The 22,536-nt window shown below is 62.2% G+C and carries 18 protein-coding genes; 10 read left to right on the top strand and 8 right to left on the bottom strand.

Going from position 1 to position 22,536, the window contains the following annotated elements:
* Positions 1 to 8 precede the first annotated feature (8 nt).
* Positions 9 to 1,265 carry a 3-phosphoshikimate 1-carboxyvinyltransferase gene (gene aroA, locus M2397_RS15075; protein ID WP_131696538.1) on the top strand — a complete coding sequence of 419 codons (1,257 nt, stop codon included), beginning with the start codon at positions 9 to 11 and terminating at the stop codon, positions 1,263 to 1,265.
* A gap of 32 nt (positions 1,266 to 1,297) precedes the next feature.
* Entirely contained in the window at positions 1,298 to 1,687 is a 390-nt protein-coding gene (locus M2397_RS15070; RefSeq protein ID WP_259243856.1) for a hypothetical protein, read from the top strand.
* 1 nt (position 1,688) lies between these two features.
* Here the strand turns inward: M2397_RS15070 and M2397_RS15065 are convergent, their stop codons facing one another.
* Positions 1,689 to 2,288, bottom strand: coding sequence for an NAD(P)H-dependent oxidoreductase (locus tag M2397_RS15065; RefSeq protein WP_259243855.1), 600 nt, complete (start codon positions 2,286 to 2,288; stop codon positions 1,689 to 1,691).
* 72 nt (positions 2,289 to 2,360) lie between these two features.
* On the opposite strand from M2397_RS15065, the gene M2397_RS15060 reads away from it, so the two are divergent.
* Positions 2,361 to 2,954 carry a TetR/AcrR family transcriptional regulator gene (locus M2397_RS15060; protein ID WP_145337332.1) on the top strand — a complete coding sequence of 198 codons (594 nt, stop codon included), beginning with the start codon at positions 2,361 to 2,363 and terminating at the stop codon, positions 2,952 to 2,954.
* A gap of 144 nt (positions 2,955 to 3,098) precedes the next feature.
* Here M2397_RS15060 and M2397_RS15055 read toward each other — a convergent pair whose 3' ends face one another.
* Positions 3,099 to 3,764, bottom strand: coding sequence for a GNAT family N-acetyltransferase (locus M2397_RS15055; RefSeq protein WP_259243853.1), 666 nt, complete (start codon positions 3,762 to 3,764; stop codon positions 3,099 to 3,101).
* A gap of 56 nt (positions 3,765 to 3,820) precedes the next feature.
* Positions 3,821 to 4,705 carry a LysR family transcriptional regulator gene (locus M2397_RS15050; RefSeq protein WP_259243851.1) on the bottom strand — a complete coding sequence of 295 codons (885 nt, stop codon included), beginning with the start codon at positions 4,703 to 4,705 and terminating at the stop codon, positions 3,821 to 3,823.
* Positions 4,706 to 4,818: 113 nt separating this feature from the next.
* On the opposite strand from M2397_RS15050, the gene M2397_RS15045 reads away from it, so the two are divergent.
* From M2397_RS15045 to M2397_RS15035, 3 genes are all read left to right on the top strand, one after another.
* A complete protein-coding gene (locus M2397_RS15045; RefSeq protein WP_131696544.1) occupies positions 4,819 to 6,027 on the top strand; it encodes an MFS transporter in 1,209 nt (402 codons plus the stop codon).
* Positions 6,028 to 6,108: 81 nt separating this feature from the next.
* Entirely contained in the window at positions 6,109 to 6,960 is an 852-nt protein-coding gene (locus M2397_RS15040) for a CAP domain-containing protein (protein WP_131696545.1), read from the top strand.
* Positions 6,961 to 7,131: 171 nt separating this feature from the next.
* Positions 7,132 to 9,318: an ATP-binding protein gene (locus M2397_RS15035; protein ID WP_145337329.1), complete on the top strand. Its 2,187-nt coding sequence runs from the start codon at positions 7,132 to 7,134 to the stop codon at positions 9,316 to 9,318.
* Positions 9,319 to 9,326: 8 nt separating this feature from the next.
* On the opposite strand, the gene M2397_RS15030 is transcribed toward M2397_RS15035, so the two are convergent.
* The 4 genes from M2397_RS15030 to M2397_RS15015 form a co-directional block, all read right to left on the bottom strand.
* Complete coding sequence (locus M2397_RS15030) at positions 9,327 to 10,493, bottom strand: diguanylate cyclase (protein WP_145337328.1); 1,167 nt, start codon at positions 10,491 to 10,493, stop codon at positions 9,327 to 9,329.
* Positions 10,494 to 10,544: 51 nt separating this feature from the next.
* Positions 10,545 to 12,782: a 1,4-alpha-glucan branching protein GlgB gene (glgB, locus tag M2397_RS15025; protein WP_259243847.1), complete on the bottom strand. Its 2,238-nt coding sequence runs from the start codon at positions 12,780 to 12,782 to the stop codon at positions 10,545 to 10,547.
* Positions 12,779 to 16,126 carry a maltose alpha-D-glucosyltransferase gene (gene treS / locus M2397_RS15020; RefSeq protein WP_259243845.1) on the bottom strand — a complete coding sequence of 1,116 codons (3,348 nt, stop codon included), beginning with the start codon at positions 16,124 to 16,126 and terminating at the stop codon, positions 12,779 to 12,781. The genes glgB and treS overlap by 4 nt, the downstream gene beginning before the upstream one ends.
* A 95-nt stretch (positions 16,127 to 16,221) precedes the next feature.
* On the bottom strand, positions 16,222 to 18,210 hold the full coding sequence (locus M2397_RS15015; protein ID WP_259243843.1) for an alpha-1,4-glucan--maltose-1-phosphate maltosyltransferase: 1,989 nt from the start codon (positions 18,208 to 18,210) through the stop codon (positions 16,222 to 16,224).
* A gap of 205 nt (positions 18,211 to 18,415) precedes the next feature.
* On the opposite strand from M2397_RS15015, the gene M2397_RS15010 reads away from it, so the two are divergent.
* Entirely contained in the window at positions 18,416 to 18,592 is a 177-nt protein-coding gene (locus M2397_RS15010; protein WP_167655506.1) for a hypothetical protein, read from the top strand.
* On the opposite strand, the gene M2397_RS15005 is transcribed toward M2397_RS15010, so the two are convergent.
* Entirely contained in the window at positions 18,570 to 19,061 is a 492-nt protein-coding gene (locus M2397_RS15005) for an MgtC/SapB family protein (RefSeq protein WP_131696551.1), read from the bottom strand. The genes M2397_RS15010 and M2397_RS15005 overlap by 23 nt on opposite strands.
* Before the next feature lie 120 nt (positions 19,062 to 19,181).
* Here M2397_RS15005 and M2397_RS15000 point away from each other — a divergent pair, with 120 nt between their 5' ends.
* The 3 genes from M2397_RS15000 to mapR all read left to right on the top strand — a co-directional run bounded on the left by M2397_RS15000 (position 19,182) and on the right by mapR (position 22,524).
* A complete protein-coding gene (locus tag M2397_RS15000; protein ID WP_092488595.1) occupies positions 19,182 to 19,421 on the top strand; it encodes a DUF3203 family protein in 240 nt (79 codons plus the stop codon).
* A 183-nt stretch (positions 19,422 to 19,604) separates the two neighbouring features.
* A complete protein-coding gene (gene ccoG / locus M2397_RS14995; RefSeq protein WP_131696553.1) occupies positions 19,605 to 21,014 on the top strand; it encodes a cytochrome c oxidase accessory protein CcoG in 1,410 nt (469 codons plus the stop codon).
* A 100-nt stretch (positions 21,015 to 21,114) separates the two neighbouring features.
* Complete coding sequence (gene mapR, locus M2397_RS14990) at positions 21,115 to 22,524, top strand: GntR family transcriptional regulator MpaR (protein ID WP_027606390.1); 1,410 nt, start codon at positions 21,115 to 21,117, stop codon at positions 22,522 to 22,524.
* Positions 22,525 to 22,536: the final 12 nt, after the last annotated feature.

Raw genomic sequence — 22,536 nt, 5'->3', positions numbered from 1 at the left:
CTTGTACCTTGAGTTCGCAGAAAACCGTGACCGTTACACCGCCCAACTTCCCCCTGAATGGCAAGGTCGCGCCCCCCGGCTCCAAATCCATTACCAACCGCGCCCTGCTGCTGGCCGCCCTGGCCAAGGGCACCAGCCGCCTGAGCGGCGCCTTGAAGAGCGATGACACCCGGCATATGTCGGTGGCCCTGCGCCAGATGGGCGTGACCATCGACGAGCCGGACGACACTACCTTCGTGGTCACCGGCACCGGCAAGCTGCAATTGCCGACGCAGCCACTGTTCCTCGGCAATGCCGGCACCGCGATGCGCTTCCTGACAGCCGCTGTGGCTACCGTGCAAGGTACCGTGGTATTGGACGGCGACGACTATATGCAAAAACGCCCGATCGGCCCGCTGCTGGCCACCCTCGGCCAGAACGGTATCCAGGTCGACAGCCCGACCGGTTGCCCACCGGTGACGGTGCACGGCGTGGGCAAGGTCCAGGCCAAGCGCTTTGAGATCGACGGTGGCTTGTCCAGCCAGTATGTCTCGGCCCTGTTGATGCTGGCCGCGTGCGGCGAAGCGCCGATTGAAGTGGCCCTGACCGGCAAGGACATCGGCGCCCGTGGCTACGTGGACCTGACCCTGGACTGCATGCGTGCCTTCGGCGCCCAGGTCGATGTGGTCGACGACACCACCTGGCGCGTGGCTCCCACCGGCTACACCGCCCATGATTACCTGATCGAACCCGACGCTTCCGCCGCCACCTACTTGTGGGCTGCCGAAGTGTTGACCGGTGGCCGCATCGACATCGGCGTCGCCGCGCAGGCCTTCACCCAACCGGACGCCAAGGCGCAGGCCGTGATCGCCCAGTTCCCGAACATGCAGGCCACCGTGGTGGGTTCGCAGATGCAGGACGCGATCCCGACCCTCGCCGTGCTGGCCGCGTTCAACAACACCCCGGTGCGTTTTACCGAACTGGCCAACCTGCGGGTCAAGGAATGTGATCGCGTACAGGCACTGCATGACGGTCTCAATGAGATCCGTCCGGGCCTCGCCAGCATTGAAGGCGATGATCTGCTGGTCGCGGCCGACCCTGCGCTGGCCGGCACGTCGTGCAACGCCCTGATCGATACCCACGCCGACCACCGCATCGCCATGTGCTTTGCGCTGGCGGGCTTGAAAGTCGCAGGGATCCGCATTCAGGACCCCGACTGCGTGGCCAAGACCTATCCTGGGTACTGGAAGGCCTTGGGCAGCCTCGGGGTCGCGTTGAGCTACTGACTCACCGGCGTCGGAATGGGGAGGTAAGGATCATGATAATTCGCCAACCCTGCCCACCCGGCGCCTGTGTCTGCGACCGTGAACAACTGCTGGACGCCCCCGGCGCCGACCTGCGTATCCTCAGCCTGACGCGTCAGGAAGAGAAACGCCTGATCGAGCGCCTGGAAAACCTGCAAAGCCTGCAAGACCTGGAGCGCATGCAACAGCGGATGCATGAGCTATTGGGCATTCGCGTGCATGTCGCACCGGGGCACACCGAGGTCAAAAGCATGCGCGGCATCCAGATCGTCATCGACGAACTGCCGGGCATGTGCCGCAAGACCCGGCAAGCGATCCCGGCGGCGATTCGTCGGGGCCTGGAAAAAAAACCGGAAATTGCCTATCGCCTGCTGGACGCCCACGACCTGTTTCGCGAAGGTTGAATCAACCGGCGACCGTCTCGGCCTCGAACAGTCTCTGGCCTACCGCCCTGGCCGTCTTCAGATGCGCCGGGGCTGCGCCGCCTTCAGAGTCCAGCAACAACTCGGACGTGACCACCTTCGCCCCGCAGTAATCGAAGATGCCGTAGTCGATCTGCGTGCGCATCGCCTTGGCATAGCCATGACGGTCAAATGCACTGTCATCCGCACCGCCGAGGGCCAGCACGTGCACCTGCAAGTGCCGCAGTTTTTTCACCACGGGCGTGTCCGGGCCGTAATCGATCGCCCAGCCGTTGACGAACACGCGGTCGACCCAGCCCTTGAGCAGGCCTGGCAGCGACCACCAGTAGATCGGGAACGCCAGCACCAGGGCATCGGCGCGATCCAGCCGCGCCTGTTCGGCCAGCACGTCGGCCGGGGGCGTGGCGTGGGTGCGGTGTACCCGATGGTCGGCGGCGGTGTAGCGCGGGTCGAAGCCTTCGGCCGCAAGGTCGGCGATTTCGAAAGTGTGGCCCGCAGCCGTAAGGCCGGCAGCCACCTGCGCGGCCACGGCGTGGGTGAGGGATTGTGGGTCGTGATGGGCAACGACGATGAGTGCGTGCATGACTTTGACTCCCTTTGGGCTTAAGCTACGTTTAGTAAGTTACGCCCATTAAGTTACTTTTGGTATATAAGCATGTCAAGCAGTGAGTCCCCTGCCCCGCGTCGGCGCTTGTCCCGTGAAGACCGACTGCGTCAATTACTCGATGCGGCCTGGCAACTGGTACGTGATGAGGGCACCGAAGCCCTGACCCTCGGCCGCCTGGCGGAACTGGCCGGTGTCACCAAGCCGGTGGTCTATGACCATTTCGTCACCCGTGCCGGGTTGCTCGCCGCGCTGTATGAAGACTTCGACGGACGTCAGAACCAGGTGTTTGCCGAGGCCCTCGACGCCAGCAGCGCGACGCTGGAAGAGCGCGCAGGCGTGATCGCCTCGTGCTATGTCGATTGCGTGTTATTGCAGGGCCGGGAAATTCCGGGCGTGATAGCGGCACTGAGCAGCTCGCCGGAACTGGAAACGCTCAAGCGCAAGTACGAGGCGATCTTCCTCGACAAATGCCGCGACGCATTGGCGCCCTTTGGCCAGGTATCACAGGCAGGATTAAGGGCGATGCTGGGTGCAGCGGAAGCGTTGTCCTACGCCGCAGCCAGTGACGAGATCAGCCGTGAAGAGGCGCAAGAGGAACTATTGGCAACCATCCTGGCAATGGTCAACCGCGCACGGCGCTGAAGACTGAAGACTGAAGAAGCTTCTGTGGCGAGCGGGCTTGCCCCGCGTTGGAGTGCGCAGCGCTCCCGTTTTTTTTGGGGCCGCTACGCAGCCCAACGCGGGGCAAGCCCGCTCACCACAAAAAACCCACCTACCAGGCCCAGGCTAACGCCCTGCCACGAACAGCTGCACCTTGCGCGCCAGTTGATCGAGGTGCCGGTCCCGCTGTTTCTCGGCATCCACCATCGCCCGCTTGCCGTGCTTTTGCAGCAGGTAGGTGTGGATCTGGCGTACCTCCAGCGAGCTGTAGATCGCCGCCACGTCCAACACCCCCATCAAGCCGTCGGTACCGTAGTCCCGCGTATTCATCAGCACTTGGGTGCCCCGCGCACCCCGCACTTGAAAGCCCATGGCCTCGAAGGCCGGTACCTTCTCCACGGCACACGCCAACTCGGCATGGGGATAGCGCACCAGCACGTCCGCCATCATCCCGCGCGCCACGCCCTGGCGCCTGAAGCCGGCCTGCACCGCCATAAAAGCGATGCCACAGGCTTCGGGATCATCTTTCACCGGCAGATACAGGCAAAAGCCAATCACCTGTTCCTCAACCATCGCCACGATCAGCTCAACGGCAATCCCCTTCGACCCGCCCACCGCCTCCAGGTACAGGTGCACCTCAAAACCGACGGCGTATTGGTAGATGTTGTAGAGCAAGTTGCTCGGCGGCAGCGCGACGCTGCTGATGTCGGTGAGGTTATCCACCACCATCTGCAGGATCTGGGCATTGATGGGCTCGGGGCACGGTGTGGTGTAGCGGGTAAGGCTGAACATGCAGATTCCTGGGGTTTCGCGTCAAGGCAGTGGCGATTGTACCTGTTGCAGGCCGTTCAGTGCCCGCACACCTCACGCACACACCCGCGTAACCAGCGGTGGGCCAGGTCGGCATCCAGCCTCGGATGCCAGAGCATCGCCACGGTGAACGGTGCCAGCGTCAACGGCAACGCAAAGCTGTGCAGGCCTTCGCGCTGATGGGTGGTGTAGCGTTCGGGCACGCTGGCAATCAGGTCGGTGTCGCGGGCCAAGGCGATGGCCGTGGCGAATCCGGCGACGATAGTGCTGATCTGCCGGGTGAGGCCCAACGCTTGCAAGGCATCGTCGACCTGGCCGCGCGCCTGTCCACGGCGGGACACGTAGACGTGCCGACCTTCGGCGAATCGCTGGGCACTGACCTCGCCCTGGCTCAGCTGATGGCCGCTGCGCACCACACCCACCAGGCGGTCACGGAACAGCGCCTGGGTCAGCACTTCGGGGCTGGCGGTGGGATCAACCACGCCGGTTTCCAGGTCGACGCTGCCTTCGCGCAGCAACGTGCTGTCCTTGTCGGTCTTGCTGACGAAACGCAGGCGTACACCGGGAGCCTCCCGTGCGATGCGCGCCAGCAACGCGGGACCGAAGTTTTCGACGAACTCTTCGCTGGTGCGCAAGGTGAAGGTGCGCTCCACCTGGGCCAGGTCCAGGGAGCAGGCCGGGCGCAGCACCGCGTGGGCGTCCTGCACCAGGCGGCTGACCTGCTCACGCAACGCCAGCGCCCGCGGCGTCGGCACCAGCCCGCGCCCCGCGCGCACCAGCAGCGGGTCGCCGGTGGTTTCGCGCAGGCGCGCCAGCGCACGGCTCATGGCCGAGGGGCTTAACTGCAAGCGTTTGGCCGCTCGGGCGACACTGCCTTCGGCCAGCAAGACATCCAGGGTGATCAGCAAATTGAGATCGGGCATCGGCGCTCCTCATCAGGCGTTTGACGCACGTATTAACTGCAAACCCTGCGTCTTCCGCCATGTTAGGCGACGTCGTAGATTTATGACAGTTGCGTCCACTCAAGGAATCTCCCATGCACACCTCTTCACGCGGCGGCCTTGCCAGCCTGTCGCTGTCCATGTTGCTCGCCTCCCTCGGCACCAGCATTGCCAATGTCGGCCTGCCCAGCCTGGTCCAGGCGTTCGATGCGTCGTTTCACGCAGTGCAGTGGGTGGTGCTCGCTTACCTGATGGCGATCACGGCGGTGATTGTCATGGCGGGCCGACTGGGGGATCGCCTGGGCCGTCGCCGGCTGCTGCTCGGCGGGCTGCTGTTGTTTGCGCTGGGCAGTGGGTTGTGTGCGGGCGCGCCCTCGCTGGGCTGGCTGATTGCTGCACGCCTCCTGCAGGGCTTGGGTGCGGCGAGCATGATGGCGATGGCGCTGGGGATGGTCGGCGATACGGTGCCCAAGGAGCGCACCGGCCGGGTGATGGGTCTGCTGGGCACGATGTCAGCCGTCGGTACCGCCATGGGCCCCGCCGCTGGCGGGTTATTGCTCAGTGTGTGGGGCTGGCGCGCGCTGTTTCTGGTGGGCATGCCCTTGGGGGTACTCACGGCCTGCCTCGCGTGGCGCTATTTGCCGGTTGATCGTCGCCCAGTGGGATTACCTTCCAGCTTCTGGTTGCCCTTGAAGGACGCGCCATTGCGCACGGGGCTGGCGATGAGTGCCTTGGTGGCGGCGGTGATCATGGCGACCTTTGTGGTCGGCCCGTTCTACCTGTCCCAGGGGCTGGGGCTTGACCCGCAATGGATGGGCCTGGCCATGGCCGTCGGGCCGTGTGTGGCGGCGCTCAGCGGTGTACCGGCGGGTCGCCTCACCGACCGCCAGGGCTGGCGACCGATGACGTTCGCCGGGTTGGGCATCCTGTTTTGCGGTGCCTTGCTGTTGTCGGTGGCCTCGGGGTTGATCGCCTACCTGGCGGGGCTGGTGATTCTGACGACGGGCTATAGCCTGTTCCAGGCCGCCAACAACACGGCGGTGATGTGCGACGTAGACAGTGCGCGCCGAGGCACGGTCGCAGGCTTGCTCAACCTGTCACGCAATATCGGGCTGATCTTCGGTACCTCGGCCCTGGGGGCGGTGTTTGCCTGGGCAACCCCGGATGTCACCCACGCCACCGCGCAATCCGTGGCGGGCGGCCTGCATGCAACGTTCGCCGTCGCCGTGGGCCTGATCCTGCTGGCTATCGCGATGGCAACGGGCCGCATCCGCGCCTGGAATGCCCCGCAGAATACCCGTTGAGGCAAAAAAACAAAAAAGGCGTTGCGCCAGACGGGGTTACATCGCGCATCATGGGCACTTTCAAGCTCAAGGGTAACGTCCATGCGCGTTCTGTCATTGATGATGGGCCTCACGACGCTGGCCGCCAGTACGGTGTTCTGCGCCAGCGCGATGGCGAATGAAGAAAGTCAGTTGGTGCAACAGATCAACGAGTACCGCAGCCAGGTGCAGCGCTGCGGCGACCAGGGTTCCCAGGAACTGCCACCGTTGGCCAGCGATACACGGCTGGTGCTGCCGGCCAATAACGTCGGCGACCTGCAGCAGGCGCTGGCCCGCGCGGCCTACCCGATGGTCAACGTGCAGGCCATCAGTCTGTCCGGCCCCAAGGACGCCCAGGCGGCCATGAAAGCCGTGCGCGAGAGTTTCTGCCGCGTGGTGCTGGACCCGCAGTTCGTCGACATCGGTGTAAGCAACAACGGCCAGGACTGGCGCATCGTGCTTGCTCGCCCGTTGCTGTCCAGCGGCCTGGGCGATTGGCAAACCGAGGGCCGCAAACTGCTCGACCTGATCAATGCTGCCCGTACCCAACCGCGCCAGTGCGGTACCCAGGCGTTTACCGCAACCACGCCATTGTCGTGGAACGAGGAGCTGGCCGGAGCCGCCAACAGCCACACGCGCAACATGGCGAACGGCAATTTCTTCGACCATCTGGACCACGACGGCCGCACGCCTGGCGACCGCGCCGAACTGGCCGGGTATATCGCGAAGAACATCGGCGAAAATATCGCCGCCGGCCTGGACACCCCGCGCAAGGTGGTCGACGGCTGGCTCGCGAGCCCAGGCCATTGTGCGAACCTGATGAACCCGCAGTTTCGCGAATTGGGCGCGGCTTATGCCATGGACCCGAAGAGTGATGCGGGCATTTACTGGACCGGTTTATTCGGCACGCAATAAGGATTGGGCCACCGGCCAATGGCGCTGAATTCTACCGCTTCAAACGAATGAAGCATCAAATTGCCATCTAGCCGATAATTACGCTGAACTGGCAGCGTTCAACCGGGTCTGTAGCTCTGCGCCACACACTGGAATACGCGCTGAGACTCTGGAAAACAAGGTGTTCCCTCAATGATGAATTGGCTGCAAAGCAGCAGCGACATGGCTGAACGGGTGCGCCAGCATCACTGGGCCGATACACCTCTCGGTCCGTTGGAGCAGTGGCCGGACGTTTTGAAGACCACGGTCGCGCTGTGTTTCGCCTCAAGCTTTCCCCAAGCCATTGTCTGGGGGCCGCAGTTGATCACGATCTACAACGACGCGTTCATTCCGATCCTGGGCAATAAGCCCTATGCCCTCGGACGCCCCTTCAGCGACATATGGAGCGAGGTGTGGCCCCAGGTCAGCCCCATCGCCGATGCGGCTTTCCAAGGGCACGCCACCTATATTGAAAACTTCCCCCTGGTGATTGAACGCGGCCAGGCACGGGAACAGGCGTACTTCACCTTCTGCTACAGCCCGATTCGCGACCCCCAAGGCAAGGTGGTCGGTATGCTCGACACCGTCACCGAGACCACCGCGACGGTGTTCCTGGCACGCCGCCTGGCGGTGCTGGACACCATCGGCAACGCGGTGGTCAACGCCGCCGATGCCGAAGCCGTCATGACCGGCACCACCCGGTTGCTGGCCGAGCACCTGCAGGTGAGCAATTGCGCCTACGCCGACATGGACGCCGATGAAGACGGCTTTACCATCCGCGACAATTGGACCGCACCCGGTTCTCCCAGCATCATCGGCCGCTACAGCCTGGCGGCGTTCGGAGCGATGGCCGTCAAATGCCTGCGGGCCGGCGAGCCCCTGGTAATTCATGACAATGTGCGTGAGCTGCCGCCAGAAGAATCCGCCACCTTCCAGGCCCTGGGGGTGACGGCGACGATCTGCATGCCACTGATCAAGAACGGTCGCCTGACCGCCCTGATGGCCGTACATGACAAAAATCCACGCACCTGGTCACCCTACGACCTGGCCCTGTTGCGGGAAGTCACCGAGCGCTCCTGGGCGCATATCGAACGCGTGCGTGCCGATGCCGATGTGCGCAAGGGGCTGGCGGCCTATGCCGAACTGAACACCACCCTGGAACAGCGCGTTGAAGAACGCACCCTGGCGCTGGCCAAGGCCGAAGCCGCGCTGCGCCAGTCGCAGAAACTCGAAGCCATCGGCCAACTGACCGGCGGCGTGGCCCATGACTTCAACAACCTGCTGACGATCATTCGCTCATCGGTGGACTTCTTGCGTCAGCCAGACCTGTCGGAACAGCGTCGCCAGCGCTATATGGGCGCGGTGGCGGATACCGTAGAGCGTGCCAGCAAGTTGACCAGCCAATTGCTCGCCTTTGCCCGTCGCCAACCGCTGAACCCGGAAGTCTTCGACGTGGGCCAGCGGGTACAGAACATCGGCGAGATGCTGGAGAGCGTGACAGGCGCGCGCATTCATGTGCGCGTCGAGATGCCTTCGCAGCCGTGTTTTGCGCGCATCGATGCCAGCCAGTTTGAAACCGCGCTGATCAACATCGCCCTCAATGCACGGGACGCAATGGATGGCCAGGGCACTCTGATCCTGAGGGTCATCGGGGAACAGCCGTTGCCCCGCATTCGCGGCGACGCCGGGTCGGGTAAGGCGTATGTCGCCATTTCGCTCGCCGATACCGGCCCCGGCATTCCCGAAGAGACCGTCGAACGCATTTTCGAGCCGTTCTTCACGACCAAGGCAGTGGGTAAAGGCACCGGCCTGGGCCTGTCGCAAGTCTTCGGCTTCGCCAAGCAGTCGGGGGGCAATATCGATGTGACCAGCAAGCCTGGCCAAGGCAGCGTATTCACCTTGTATCTGCCCCAGGTCGAAGCCGAAGCAGCGCTGCCACCCCCCTGCGAGGAAACGCTGGCTTCGTCCCACGACGCATCACAATGCCGGGTGCTGATTGTGGAGGACAACCTGGAGGTCGGGCGGTTTGCCAGCCAGATTCTTCAAGACCTGGGCTACCAGGCCACCTGGGTAACCGATGCCGAACAGGCCCTGACCCTTGCAGGGCACGATGGGAGGGCCTTCGATGTGATCTTCTCCGACGTGGTCATGCCCGGTATCACCGGCGTTGCCATGGCCAAGCTGCTGCGCCAGCGCCGGGCGGACCTGCCCGTGGTACTGACCTCGGGCTACAGCGAAGAGCTGGCAGACAGCGGCTATGACGGTTTCGAGTTCCTGCCCAAGCCTTACTCTGCCGAGCAGGTTTCGCGGGTATTGATCAAGGCCATGCACAAGGATTGAGCCTCGCCCTACTCCGCCACGGCCACCTGGTTGCGGCCCAGCGCCTTGGCCCGGTAAAGCGCCTTGTCCGCGGTATTCATCAGGGTGTGCAGGTCCTCATCCACGGCATGGGTGAACGCCACTCCAAGGCTGGCTGAAAGTCCTTTGACCGGCTCGGCGGCCAAACCAGCTATAGCCTTGATCAGATCCTCGGCAATATTCCGAGCGGTTTCCAACGACGTATTGGGCAACAACACGGCAAACTCTTCGCCGCCCAAGCGCCCATACACATCGGCCTTACGGAACGACGCACTGATCACCCCGCCAATCTGGCGCAATACCTGATCGCCGGCCTGATGGCCGTAGGTGTCATTGATTTGCTTGAAGTGGTCCATGTCCATCATCAGCACGCACAGCGGCTGCTGGTTGTGACGGCATTGCGTGTACAGCAATTGGGCATGTTCGAAAAACGCCCGGCGGTTCATCAGGCCGGTCAGCTCATCGGTCTGTGCGACACGGGTCGAGATATTGTGGGCGAGTTCCATTTGCCGGGTCAGGCGAAAGGCCTTTTCCAGAGCACCGGACAACTTGCGCGTGGCGCTGGCCACATACGTGGAAAACACCAGGACCGCGATGGCAATGCCCACTTGCATCGATGACGGCTGGAACAGCAGCCACAGCGTGCACGGCAGCAACACCAGGCCCATGGAAACCAGGGTCATGTAGCGATAGGCCGAATAACACGACACGGCACTGACCGACATCCCCACGGTGAACAGCATCACGAGCGCCTGGGACAGCCGATCATCGGTGGGCATCAGCGCGAACGCCCCAGCCCCCCAAATGCTCGCGGACAGCACCAGCGTGATCCAGTAACGGCGCTCCCAGCGGTCCGGCGTGCGTTCGCTGTGGGGGCAGCGGAACCAGTCCAAGAACATCTTGACCCGCAGCAGCGACGAGGCGCCCAGCAGCACCAGCCATACCAGCATAAACGTGTGATCGAAGCGCTCCCAGCACAGCCAGCAGAGCATGGCGGCTGCCATGTAGCTGCCGAAAATGGCTGCAAATGACTGGCGAAACAACTGGTGCAAACGGTCGGTTCGCACCTGTGCCTCTATAAAACAATCCTGGTCCTGCCCATGCCCAAGGCCATTCATGAAATTCGCCTGATTCGACTGCCATGACAAAGGCGCCATTGTGGCACCCTGCCACTAGCGTGGACAACTGAATCCAGCAAGGTAGAGCCTTTAACTTGCTTCAGGCAGCAAAATCAGCACCCCCAACGGCGGCAGATTCAACGACAGCGACACCGGTTGCCCATGGCGTGGCTCATCCTCGGTGAACACGCCACCGCCATTGCCATAATTGGAACCCGCGTAGGTATCGGCGTCACTGTTGATCACCTCGCTCCAACGCCCGCCGAACGGTACCCCCACCTTGTAGGCCTCACGGGGCACCGGGGTGAAATTGGCCACCACCAGCACCGGCTTGCCGTCCTTGCTCCAGCGCAGCCAGGCGTAGACGCTGTTGATCGCGTCGTCGCCGATCAGCCACTGGAAACCCTGGGGCGCATCGTCCTGCTCGTGCAGGGCCGGTTCTTCGCGATACAGGCGGTTCAAGTCACCCACCAGCTTTTGCACGCCTTTGTGCTCGGCGTACTGCAGCAAGTACCAGTCCAGTTGCTGATCGTGGTTCCACTCGCGCCACTGACCGAACTCGCAGCCCATGAACAGCAGCTTCTTACCCGGATGCATCCACATGAACGCCAGGTAGGCGCGCAGGTTGGCGAACTTCTGCCAGCGGTCGCCGGGCATCTTGTCGATCAGCGAGTGCTTGCCGTGCACCACTTCATCGTGGGAAATCGGCAGGATGAAACGCTCGGACCAGGCATACACCAGGCCGAAGCTCAGCTCGTTATGGTGGTGGGCGCGGTACACCGGATCCTGCTGGATGTAATGCAGCGAATCGTGCATCCAGCCCATGTTCCATTTGTAGTTGAAGCCCAGGCCGCCCTGTTGGGTGGGTTGGCTGACGCCGGGCCAGGCGGTGGACTCTTCGGCGATCACCAGCGCGCCGGGGGCTTCCAGCGCCACCACGTCGTTCAAGTGGCGCAGGAAGTCGATGGCTTCCAGGTTCTCGCGCCCGCCATGGCGGTTCGGCACCCATTCGCCGGCCTTGCGCGAATAGTCGCGGTACAGCATCGACGCCACGGCATCTACGCGCAGACCGTCAATGTGGAAGTGTTTGAGCCAATGCAGCGCCGAGGCCAGCATGAAACCGTGGACTTCAGTACGGCCCAGGTTGTAGATCAGCGTGTCCCAATCCTGATGGAAGCCTTCCAGCGGGTTGGCATATTCGTACAGCGCGGTGCCGTCGAATTGCGCCAGGCCGTGGGTATCGGTGGGAAAATGCGCCGGCACCCAATCGAGGATCACGCCGATATCGGCCTGGTGAAGTGCGTTGATGAAGTAGGCGAAATCTTCCGGCGAGCCAAAGCGCGCGGTCGGGGCGAACTGTGACAGCGCCTGGTAACCCCACGAACCGCCGAACGGGTGTTCCATGATCGGCATCAGTTCAACGTGGGTGAAGCCCAGTTGCTGCACATAGGGCACCAGTCGCTCCGCCAGCTCGCGCCAGTTGTATTGGCGCGCCACTTCGCCCGCCTCGTCCAGCTCGCACTGCCAGGAGCCCACATGCAACTCGTAGATCGACAGCGGCGCCGTGGCCTTCTGCCGCTCGACTCGCGATTGCATCCACTCGTGGTCCTGCCAGTCCACCTGCAATGGCGCGGCGACTTTCGAGGCGGTGTCGGGCGGCAACTGGGTCGCGAGCGCCATCGGGTCAGCCTTGAGCGGCAGAATGCCGTTGGCGCCGAGAATTTCGTACTTGTAGGCGGCGCCAGCTTGCAGGCGTGGAATGAAGATTTCCCACACGCCCGACGGATGCCGCAGGCGCATCGGATGGCGGCGGCCGTCCCAGATATTGAAGTCACCCACCACCGAGACCCGGCGCGCATTCGGCGCCCACACGGCAAAGCGCACGCCGTCGACGCCATCGACGCTGGTCACCTGGGCACCCAGGCAGCTGCTGAGGTCACGGTGATTGCCTTCGGCAAACAGGTAAAGGTCCATCTCCCCCAGTAACAGTTGCTGGAAGCTGTAAGGGTCTTCGGTGATCTGCTCACCGCCAGCCCACTGAATTTTCAGCACGTACGCCTGGCGAGTGTTGAACTGCCCGACGAACAGACCCGGCACCTGGGTCGCATCCAGGCTGCCGAGCTGTTCGCCGCCATCGCGGCTCAGCACCTGGACGCTCAAGGCTTCCGGCAGGAACGCGCGGATAAATTGCCCGCCCTGCTCGTCATCGTGTGGCCCGAGAATGGAAAACGGGTCGTGGTGCTCGGCGCGCACCAGCGCTTCGACGTCCTTGGACGCCGGCATGGCTGTCAACTTCGGTTGCAGCGGTTCTTTATTCGTAAAGCTCATGACGTCTCCCCACCGCGTGCAGTGTTCGATTTAGATGTAAGCCCGCTCAACAACCCGTGCAAGCCCTGTAGAGGCACCGGCAACCAGGTTGGGCGGTTTTCCGCTTCGTAAGCCACTTCATACGCGGCCTTCTCCAGGCTGAACAACGTCAGCGCGGCGTCCTGGCCCTTGGCATCCTGCCAGTCATGCGCCAGTGTAGACGCAGCGGCCTGATAAGCCTGGATAAATGCCTGGCGGGCCTCTTTCAGGTAGCGATCCGTCACGCGTCTGCGCGCATGGTCCGCTTCGGGCGAGTGGTCCACCCCTTGTACGTTCAAGGCCATGGCCGCCGCGTAATCAAAGGAGCGCAGCACACCACTCACATCTTTATACGGGCTGTGCTTGCCGCGCCGTTCATGCAGCGGCCGCGCCGGTTCGCCTTCAAAGTCGATCAGGTAGGCATCACCTTTGACCACCAGCACCTGGCCCAGGTGCAAGTCACCATGGACACGAATGCGCAACCCGCCCAACGTGGCTTTCGCCAGGGCCTGGACATGCGCGCCGATGGCTTTTTTCTGGCCCAGCAATTCACTGACCAATGCCTGATCGGCAGGGTTCAATTGGCTTTGATGAAGCTTGAGCAATTGCAGGGCACGGTCGATCTGTGCCCCAACGTCCTTGGCCCAGGCCTGGGTGTCCTTGGCCGTGGTGAGCTCGGGTTTGAAGTCTTTGTTGGTGGTTTTGGCGCCCAGCACCCCGTGCATTTCACCCAGGCGCTGGCCGAGCAACCCGGCGAAGTCCGCCAGCTCGCCCAGGGCGTTGTAATGCTGTTCCTGTTCGGAGATGGCCTCGGCCAGCTCATCGCGAATGGCACGCTCCAGGTTGTTCTGGGTCCACGCCCAGGCGTCGCCCTGGTTGCTCAGATAGCCCTGGGCAATCATCAGCAGGTTGTCCTGGCCTGCGGCATCATGGCGAATCACCGAGCCCATCAGCGGCGAGATATTCGGGTAACCCGCCTCCGTCAGGTAGGCGCTCATTTCCAGCTCCGGGTGCACCCCGGCGCTGACTTTGCGGATCAGCTTGAGCACCAGACTCTCGCCCACCACCACCGAGCTGTTGGACTGCTCGGCAGACAAGTAGCGCACGGGCGACTCATCCGTCAGTTGCAGCTTGGCCAGGTGCGCCGTCGCTTCAAAACGCAGGTCGCCGTCCTGGCTGTTCAATACGGTACCGGCCTGCAAGCCCTGGATCACCGCGCGAATAAAGTGCTCGAGGCTGAAGGCATCGGTCACCAACCCCACCTGACGCACGCGTCGCACGCGGGCCATGGCCAATTGCTGCGGCAAGGCACTGGTGAACTGGTCCTCGCCAAGGAAACCGAACGGCAACTGATAACGGCTCACCTGGCCACCGGCGGTGACCTCAAGTTCGCTGAGCAATACCGGGTGCTGCGGGTCGCCAAAGCGTACGCCGTAAGCGATGCGCACACTGTCGATGGCCGTGTCCTTGCCGGCAAACCAACGCCGCTTGGGCAGCCAGGCCGGGAGCGAAGTCTGCTCCAGGGTGCTGCGACATGGCTCATCGAGCAGCTCTTCCATGCGTTTCTTCAGGACCAGGGTGGTGAAGTCCGGCATGCTTTGCGCCGGTTCCACGTGCCAGCTGGGCATCTGGTTTTCCGCCGCCAGCACGAACCAATAGAAGCCATACGGCGCCAGGGTCAGCAGGAAATTCAGCTGGCCAATGGGCGGGAACGCATTGCCGCCGAGCATCTCGACCGGGACCATGCCGGCAAAGGCCGACAGGTCCAGTTCGGCGGCCTGGGCACTGCGCGAGACGTTGGCCACGCACAGGATGATCTCGGTACGCCCGTCTTCACCGGTGAATTCACGGGTATACGCCAGGATGCGACGGTTGCTCGGCGAGAGCATCTTCAGGCTGCCACGCCCAAACGCCTTGGACTGTTTGCGCACCGCCAGCATGCGGCGGGTCCAGTTCAGCAGCGAGTGCGGGTCCTGGGCCTGGGTTTCGACGTTGACCGACAGGTAGCCATATTGCGGGTCCATGATCGGTGGCAGCACCAGGCTGGCCGGGTCGGCGCGGGAGAAACCGCCGTTGCGGTCGATGGACCACTGCATCGGCGTGCGCACCCCATCGCGGTCGCCGAGGTAGATGTTGTCGCCCATGCCGATTTCGTCGCCGTAATACAGGGTCGGCGTGCCGGGCATAGACAGCAGCAGGCTGTTGAGCAACTCGACCCGGCGGCGGTCACGCTCCATCAAGGGCGCCAGGCGCCGGCGAATACCCAGGTTGATGCGTGCACGGCGGTCAGCGGCGTAGTAGTTCCACAGGTAGTCACGCTCTTTGTCGGTGACCATTTCCAGGGTCAATTCATCGTGGTTGCGCAGGAAGATCGCCCATTGGCAATTGGCGGGGATTTCCGGGGTCTGGCGCAGGATATCGGTGATGGGGAAGCGATCCTCCTGGGCCAGCGCCATGTACATGCGCGGCATCAGCGGGAAGTGGAACGCCATGTGGCATTCATCGCCGTCATCGCCCTTGCGGTCACCGAAATACAGCTGCGTGTCTTCCGGCCATTGGTTGGCCTCGGCGAGCAGCATGCGGTCGGGGTAATGGGCGTCGATCTCGGCGCGGATCTGTTTGAGGACGTCGTGGGTCTCCGGCAGGTTTTCGTTGTTGGTGCCATCGCGCTCGATCAGGTACGGGATGGCGTCCAGGCGCAGGCCGTCGATGCCCATGTCCAGCCAATAGCGCATCACCGACAGCACGGCTTTCATTACCTGCGGGTTGTCGAAGTTGAGGTCCGGCTGGTGGGAATAGAAGCGGTGCCAGAAGTACTGGCCGGCGACCGGGTCCCAGGTCCAGTTGGACTTTTCGGTGTCGAGGAAAATGATGCGGGTACCGTCGTATTTCTGGTCGTCATCGGACCACACGTAGAAGTCCCGCGCCGCCGAGCCCGGCTTGGCCTTGCGCGCGCGCTGAAACCAGGGGTGCTGGTCGGAGGTGTGGTTGATCACCAACTCAGTGATGACCCGCAGCCCGCGCTTGTGGGCTTCGGCGATAAAGCGCCGGGCATCGGCCATGGTCCCGTAGTCGCTGTGCACGCCACGGTATTCGGCGATGTCGTAGCCGTCATCGCGGCGTGGCGAAGGGTAGAACGGCAACAGCCAGATGGTGTTCACACCCAGGTCGGCGATGTAGTCGAGTTTGGCGATGAGGCCGGGAAAGTCACCGATACCGTCGTTATTGGAGTCGAAATAGGATTTGACATGAACCTGGTAGATCACCGCGTCCTTGTACCAGAGCGGGTCTTTGATAAAGGTGGCAGCCTTGGGTTTCTTCGCCATTGGAGGCTCCTGAAATACTCGAAAAATCTTGCAGACTGAACCGGGTCAATGTGGGAGGGGGCAAGCCCCCTCCCACATGTTGATCTTCACCAGGCTCAGGAGGTGCTGATGCGCCAGATCCCGAACGGCATCTGCGGCTCCAGCCGCGTCCACTGGGTCTTGCCATACCAGGTCCAGCGATGACCGTTCATCAGGTCTTCGCCCTGGGTTTGCGCATCGTCCGGCAGGCCCAGTTCCCACAATGGCAACTCGAAGTTGGCTTCCTGGGCATTGAACGGGTCGAGATTGACCGCCACCAGGATGAAGTTGCTGCCATCCTCGCTGCGCTTGCCGAAGTAGAGGATGTTGTCGTTCCAGGCGTTATAGAGTTTCAGGCCCAGGTGTGTCTGCAACGCCGGGTTCTGGCGGCGGATGCGGTTGAGCTGGGCGATTTCGGCGATGATGTTGCCGGGCGCGGTGAAGTCCCGAGGGCGGATCTCGTATTTCTCCGAGTCCAGGTATTCTTCCTTGCCGGGCACAGGTGCCGCTTCGCACAGTTCAAAGCCCGAATACATGCCCCACAGGCCTGAGCCCATGGTGGCCAGCGCCGCGCGGATCAAGAAACCCGGGCGGCCGGATTGGTGCAGGAAGCCTGGGTTGATATCCGGTGTATTGACGAAAAAATTCGGCCGGTAGCATTCGCGCCACGGCGACTCGTTCAATTGCGTCAGGTACTCACCCAACTCGGCCTTGCTGTTGCGCCAGGTGAAATAGGTATAGCTCTGGGAGTAACCGACCTTGCCCAGGCGCGCCATCATCGCCGGGGTGGTGAATGCTTCGGCGAGGAAGATCACCTCGGGATGCTTTGCCCGTACATCGGCGATCAGCCACTGCCAAAAGGGCAGTGGCTTGGTGTGGGGGTTGTCGACGCGAAAGGTCTTCACGCCCTCTTCCACCCAGCCGACCACGATGTCGCGCAGTTCAGTCCACAGGCCCGGGATCGCATCCGCCGCATAGAAGTCGACGTTGACGATGTCCTGATACTTCTTCGGTGGGTTCTCGGCGTATTTGATCGTGCCGTCCGGGCGCCAGTTGAACCAGCCCGGGTGCTCTTTGAGCCACGGGTGGTCCTGGGAGCACTGGATGGCAAAATCCAGGGCGATCTCCAGGCCATGCTCGGCGGCGGCCTTGACCAGGCGACGGAAGTCCTCGCGGCTGCCCAACTGCGGGTGAATGGCTTCGTGGCCGCCCTCCTCGCTGCCGATGGCATACGGGCTGCCCGGATCATCGGGGCCTGCGGTCAGGGAATTGTTCTTGCCCTTGCGGTGGCTGCGGCCGATCGGGTGGATCGGCGGGAAGTACAGCACGTCGAAACCCATGTCATGAATCATCGGCAACCGCGTGTGCACGTCATTAAACGTACCGTGACGTGCAGGATCGTCGGTGATCGAGCGGGGAAACAGTTCGTACCAACTGGCAAACTGCGCCGCCTCGCGCTCCACATCAATCGGGTAGACGGTACTGATGCTCAAGTAGGCGCGGTGGTCGGCCTGGGTCATCAAGTGTGCACTGTCTTCGTGCAAAAACAGCGCGACCTGCTCGGTTTCCAGCAGGCCTGAGAGTTCGTGATGCAACAGCATCAGGCGGTCGCGCAGTTCGTTGTCGCTGCGTTCGGCGGCCTGCAGCACCAGGCTGCGGCCTTCCTGCAATTCCAGGCTGACCGGCACGCCGGCTTCATGCTTTTTACGCAGTTCGTAGCAGAAGCTGGTGAAGGTATCGATCCAGGCCTCGATGCAGTATTCGTGAGGGCCTTGGACGGTGACGGTAAACCCACCTTCCCAGCCATTGTTGCCCACGTCGTTCATGACCACGCTGTGCCAGCTTTCTTCATGCAGGGGGCGCCAGCGGATCAATACGGCCAGCTTGTCGTGGCCGTCGGCGAATACCTTGCTGGTGACGTTGACCCGCTGGCCCACTACCGCCTTGACGGCAAATTCGCCGCCGTCGATCACGGGTGAGGTGCTTTCGATCGCGATCCTGGGCAGCAACAGCGCCTGGGACAGCGGCAATATGGAGTCTTCTGTAGCCAGTGTTTCAGCAGTCATCGAGCATCTTCCCCTTACGCCCTGTGGACGCTCTTTGCTTGATCCAAATTCTGATACGGCAGCGCTCTCCCTGAGCAGGGCCGCTATAGGTCCGAGCTTGGGCCGAGGTTAAAAGTTCAGCTGGATGTAACTCCATCGGGCGGGGGAATCAATTGGCCCCTGCGAATGTCCACCGCTAGAGCAAAGCACAAAGGAGGCCACACCGATGAATATCCCGATCCCCGCGGAAACCCCAGACCCGAATATCGACAACCCGACCCTGCCGCCTACCGAGCCGCAACCGATTCCCGAGAAAGAACCGCCGGAAAATGAGCCGCCGCCGGTGGAGGAACCGCCGACAACCATGCCGCCGGTGATCGTCAGTCCTTTTCAAACTGCTTGACGATTTTTGGCATCACACTGAACACCGCCAACGCCAGTAAGGTACTCAGCACCGCTGTCGATTCCCGACCCAATCCGGCCGAGACCCCAATCGCAGCGGTCATCCACAAACCGGCGGCCGTAGTCAGGCCCTTCACATGCCCCTCGTCATCATCCTTGCCCTTGATGATGGTGCCGGCGCCCAGGAAACCAATCCCGGCAATCACGCCCTGCACCACGCGGCTCATGGCATCTGCCTGATTGCCGGACATCTGCGGCACCAGCACAAATAATGCGGCGCCCATTGCGACCAGCATATGGGTGCGCACACCGGCAGCTTTGCCCTTGTGCTCGCGCTCAAACCCGAGGATGCCCCCCAACAGCGCCGCGATCAGCAGGCGAACGGTAATTTGAGTGAGCTGTTTTGCGTCGCCCAGGTCGGCGAATTCGGCCTGCAGGGTTTGCCACACTTCATGCCACCAAGCGTCCATGAACACTGTCCTTTGTCTTTATTGATAAAGAATGGACAGCCGCGACCGCCAGTCAGTTGCCTTGAACCCACGCACATTGCCGACCCCTAAACTTCATAGCCCAAGAGAAAGGAGATCGGCATGCCCCTACGTATCGAAAACCAACTGTGCTACTTCATGCTTGATGACAACGGCCAGGAACAGAGTGTGCCGGCGACAAGGGTCAATATCGTTACCGACACCGACAAATCCATGTCTTACGTGGAACTGGCAGCTGAGCGGATCTATATCACCGAAGCCGAGGCCGACGCCCTGACGGTGGCAGGTGCCCACGATGGCCGCCAACATGTAAAGGCTGAAGAACCTGGTTCGCTGATTTAATTGATCTGTATCAGTACTGCTTTGACAGGGCTGCACCCCTTCAGCCACGGGGTGCAGCACATTGACGCAGGCGCCTGTACAAAACCCATCTGATCCGCTTTTTATCGACACACCTGAGTCTGTTATGCAAACAGACCGGCGCCCATAGTTCATCGGCCTGATGGAGGCTGATGAGCGAACGACATGAGCGAACGAATCCCAACCGTGGAAACCTTTGAGCCGATGCACCCAAAGAAGGTGAAGGCCAAATCCAGCGACAACCTGATCCATACCCGCAGTTTCACCGGCCTGTTCCGCACCTTGCGCGTGGGCGGCGCGGGCTTTCTGTTCCTGGCGTTCTTCGGCACCGTGTGGCTGAACTGGGGTGGAAGGCAAGCCGTGCTGTGGGACTTGGCCGAAAGCAAATTTCATATTTTTGGCGCCACCTTCTGGCCCCAGGACTTCATCCTGTTATCGGCTTTGCTGATCATCTGCGCCTTCGGCCTGTTTGCGATCACGGTGTTCGCCGGTCGCGTGTGGTGTGGCTACACCTGCCCGCAAAGCTCGTTTACCTGGCTGTTCATGTGGTGCGAAAAGGTCACCGAGGGCGAGCGCAACCAGCGCATCAAGCTGCAAGCGGCGCCCTGGAACCTGAACAAGCTCGCGCGGCGCTCGGCCAAACACACGTTGTGGCTGAGCATCAGCGTGCTCACCGGGCTGACCTTTGTCGGCTACTTCACGCCGATCCGCCCACTGACCGCCGAACTGCTGACCTGGCAAATGGGTGGCGTGAGTCTGTTCTGGGTGCTGTTTTTCACCGGTGCTACCTACATCAACGCCGGTTGGCTGCGCGAAGCGGTGTGCATGCACATGTGTCCGTATGCGCGATTCCAGAGCGTGATGTTCGATAAAGACACGCTGACTATTTCCTACGACAGCGCCCGTGGCGAGCATCGCGGCCCGCGTAAACGCGAGGTCACGCCGGCCGATGTCGGCCTCGGCGACTGCATTGATTGCCAGCTGTGCGTGCAGGTCTGCCCCACCGGCATCGACATTCGCGACGGCCTGCAAATGGAATGCATCGGCTGTGCGGCGTGCATCGACGCCTGTGATTCGATCATGGACAAGATGGGCTATGCCCGTGGTCTGGTGAGCTACACCAGCGAGCATCAATTGCAAGGCGGCAAGACCCATCTGCTCAGGCCACGCCTGATCGGCTACAGTGCCGTGTTGCTGGTGATGATTGCCGCGCTGGTGGTGGCACTGGTGGAGCGGCCAATGGTCTCGCTGGACGTGACCAAGGACCGTGGCATGTTCCGCGAGAACGCCCAGGGTCAGATCGAAAACATCTACAGCCTCAAGGTCATTAACAAGACCCAGCAGCGCCAGGAATACCGCCTGGAACTGGTGGATGCCGAAGACTTCCAGTTGCAGGGCAAGACCGAGATCAGCCTGGCGCCTGGTGAAATCAGTGACGTTCCGGTCTCGGTGGCGTTGCTGGCCGACAAGCCGGCGAGCAGTTCGCAGACGTTGCGGTTCAAGGTGACAGACGTGGATGCACCGAGCATTTACAGCCTTGCCGATAGCCGATTCGTGGCGCCGCTCAACCGCTGAGACCTCGGTATCGAAAAATGATGAAGGTCACATGTGGGAGAGGCAAGCCCCCTCCCACAGTGGGATCTCCACTCATACAAAACATCTGTTTAAGGCCAAAATGAAACGCTACGAAAAATTCGCCGACGACATCGCAGAACTGATCCGCTCCGGCGTGCTCGGCCCCGGCCAGCGTGTGCCCTCGGTGCGCTATGCCAGCCAGACCTATGGCGTCAGCCCGTCCACGGTGTTCCAGGCCTACTACCTGTTAGAGCGGCGCGGGTTGATCCGTGCACGGCCGCGCTCCGGCTACTTCGTCAACACCCATGCCCCCAGCCCGTTCTCCGAGCCGGTGGTGAGCGAGCAGGTGCATGAGTCCACCGAAGTCGATGTCAGCGAGTTGGTGTTCTCAGTACTCGACTCAATCAAAGACCCCAATACCGTGCCCTTCGGCTCGGCCTTCCCCAGCCCCATGTTGTTCCCGTTGCCACGCCTGGCCCGTTCCCTGGCCAGTGCCAGCCGCGAAATGGACCCGCGCCTGGTGGTCACCGACATGTCGCCGGGCAACCCACAACTGCGTAGGCAGATTGCCCTGCGCTATATGGTCGGCGGCCTGATGCTGCCCATGGAGGAGTTGCTGATCACCAACGGCGCCCTGGAAGCGTTGAATCTGTGCCTGCAAGCGGTCACCGAGCCGGGTGACCTCGTGGCCATCGAGGCCCCGGCGTTCTACGCCTGCCTGCAAGTGCTGGAACGCCTGAAGCTCAAGGCGGTGGAAATCCCCGTACACCCGCGCGACGGCATTGACCTGGGTGCCCTGGCGCAAACCCTGGAGCGCTACCCGATCAAGGCCTGCTGGACCATGACCAGTTTCCAGAACCCCATGGGCGCGACACTGCCGGAAGCGAAAAAACAGGCGCTGGTGGAACTGCTGCGTAGCCACCAGGTGCCGCTGATCGAGGACGATGTGTACGCCGAGTTGTACTACGGGCAGCAGGCCCCCAAACCGGCCAAAGCCTTCGACACTGAAGGCCTGGTGATGCACTGCGGTTCCTTCGCCAAGAGCCTCGCGCCGGGCTATCGCGTCGGCTGGGTGGCCGCTGGGCGCTATGCGCAGAAAGTCGAGCGCTTGAAGTTGATGACCTCGCTGTGCCCCTCGATGCCGGCACAAGCGGCGATTGCCGACTACCTGCAGCACGGCGGTTATGACCGGCATCTACGCAAGCTGCGTTATGCCCTGGAAGAACAGCAAAGCGCCATGCTGGCCGCCATCGCCCGCTACTTCCCGGCCCAGACGCGGGTGAGCCAACCGGCCGGCGGGTATTTCCTGTGGCTGGAATTGCCGGAGCAGACCGATTCGTTGAAGTTGTTCCAGATGGCGCTGGCGCAAGGCATCAGCATTGCACCCGGGCCGATTTTCTCGGCGACGCAACGCTTCAGAAACTGTATTCGCCTGAACTACGGCAGCCCATGGACCGAGGCCTCGGAGAAGGCGATGGAGACGTTGGGGCGGATTGTGCGGTCGTTTTAAGTTGTGGCGTTG

This window comes from Pseudomonas sp. BIGb0381, from assembly GCF_024809815.1.
Classification (GTDB): Bacteria; Pseudomonadota; Gammaproteobacteria; order Pseudomonadales; family Pseudomonadaceae; genus Aquipseudomonas.
Note: the sequence above shows the minus strand (reverse complement) of the source record. Positions and strands in the feature narration are given on the sequence as shown.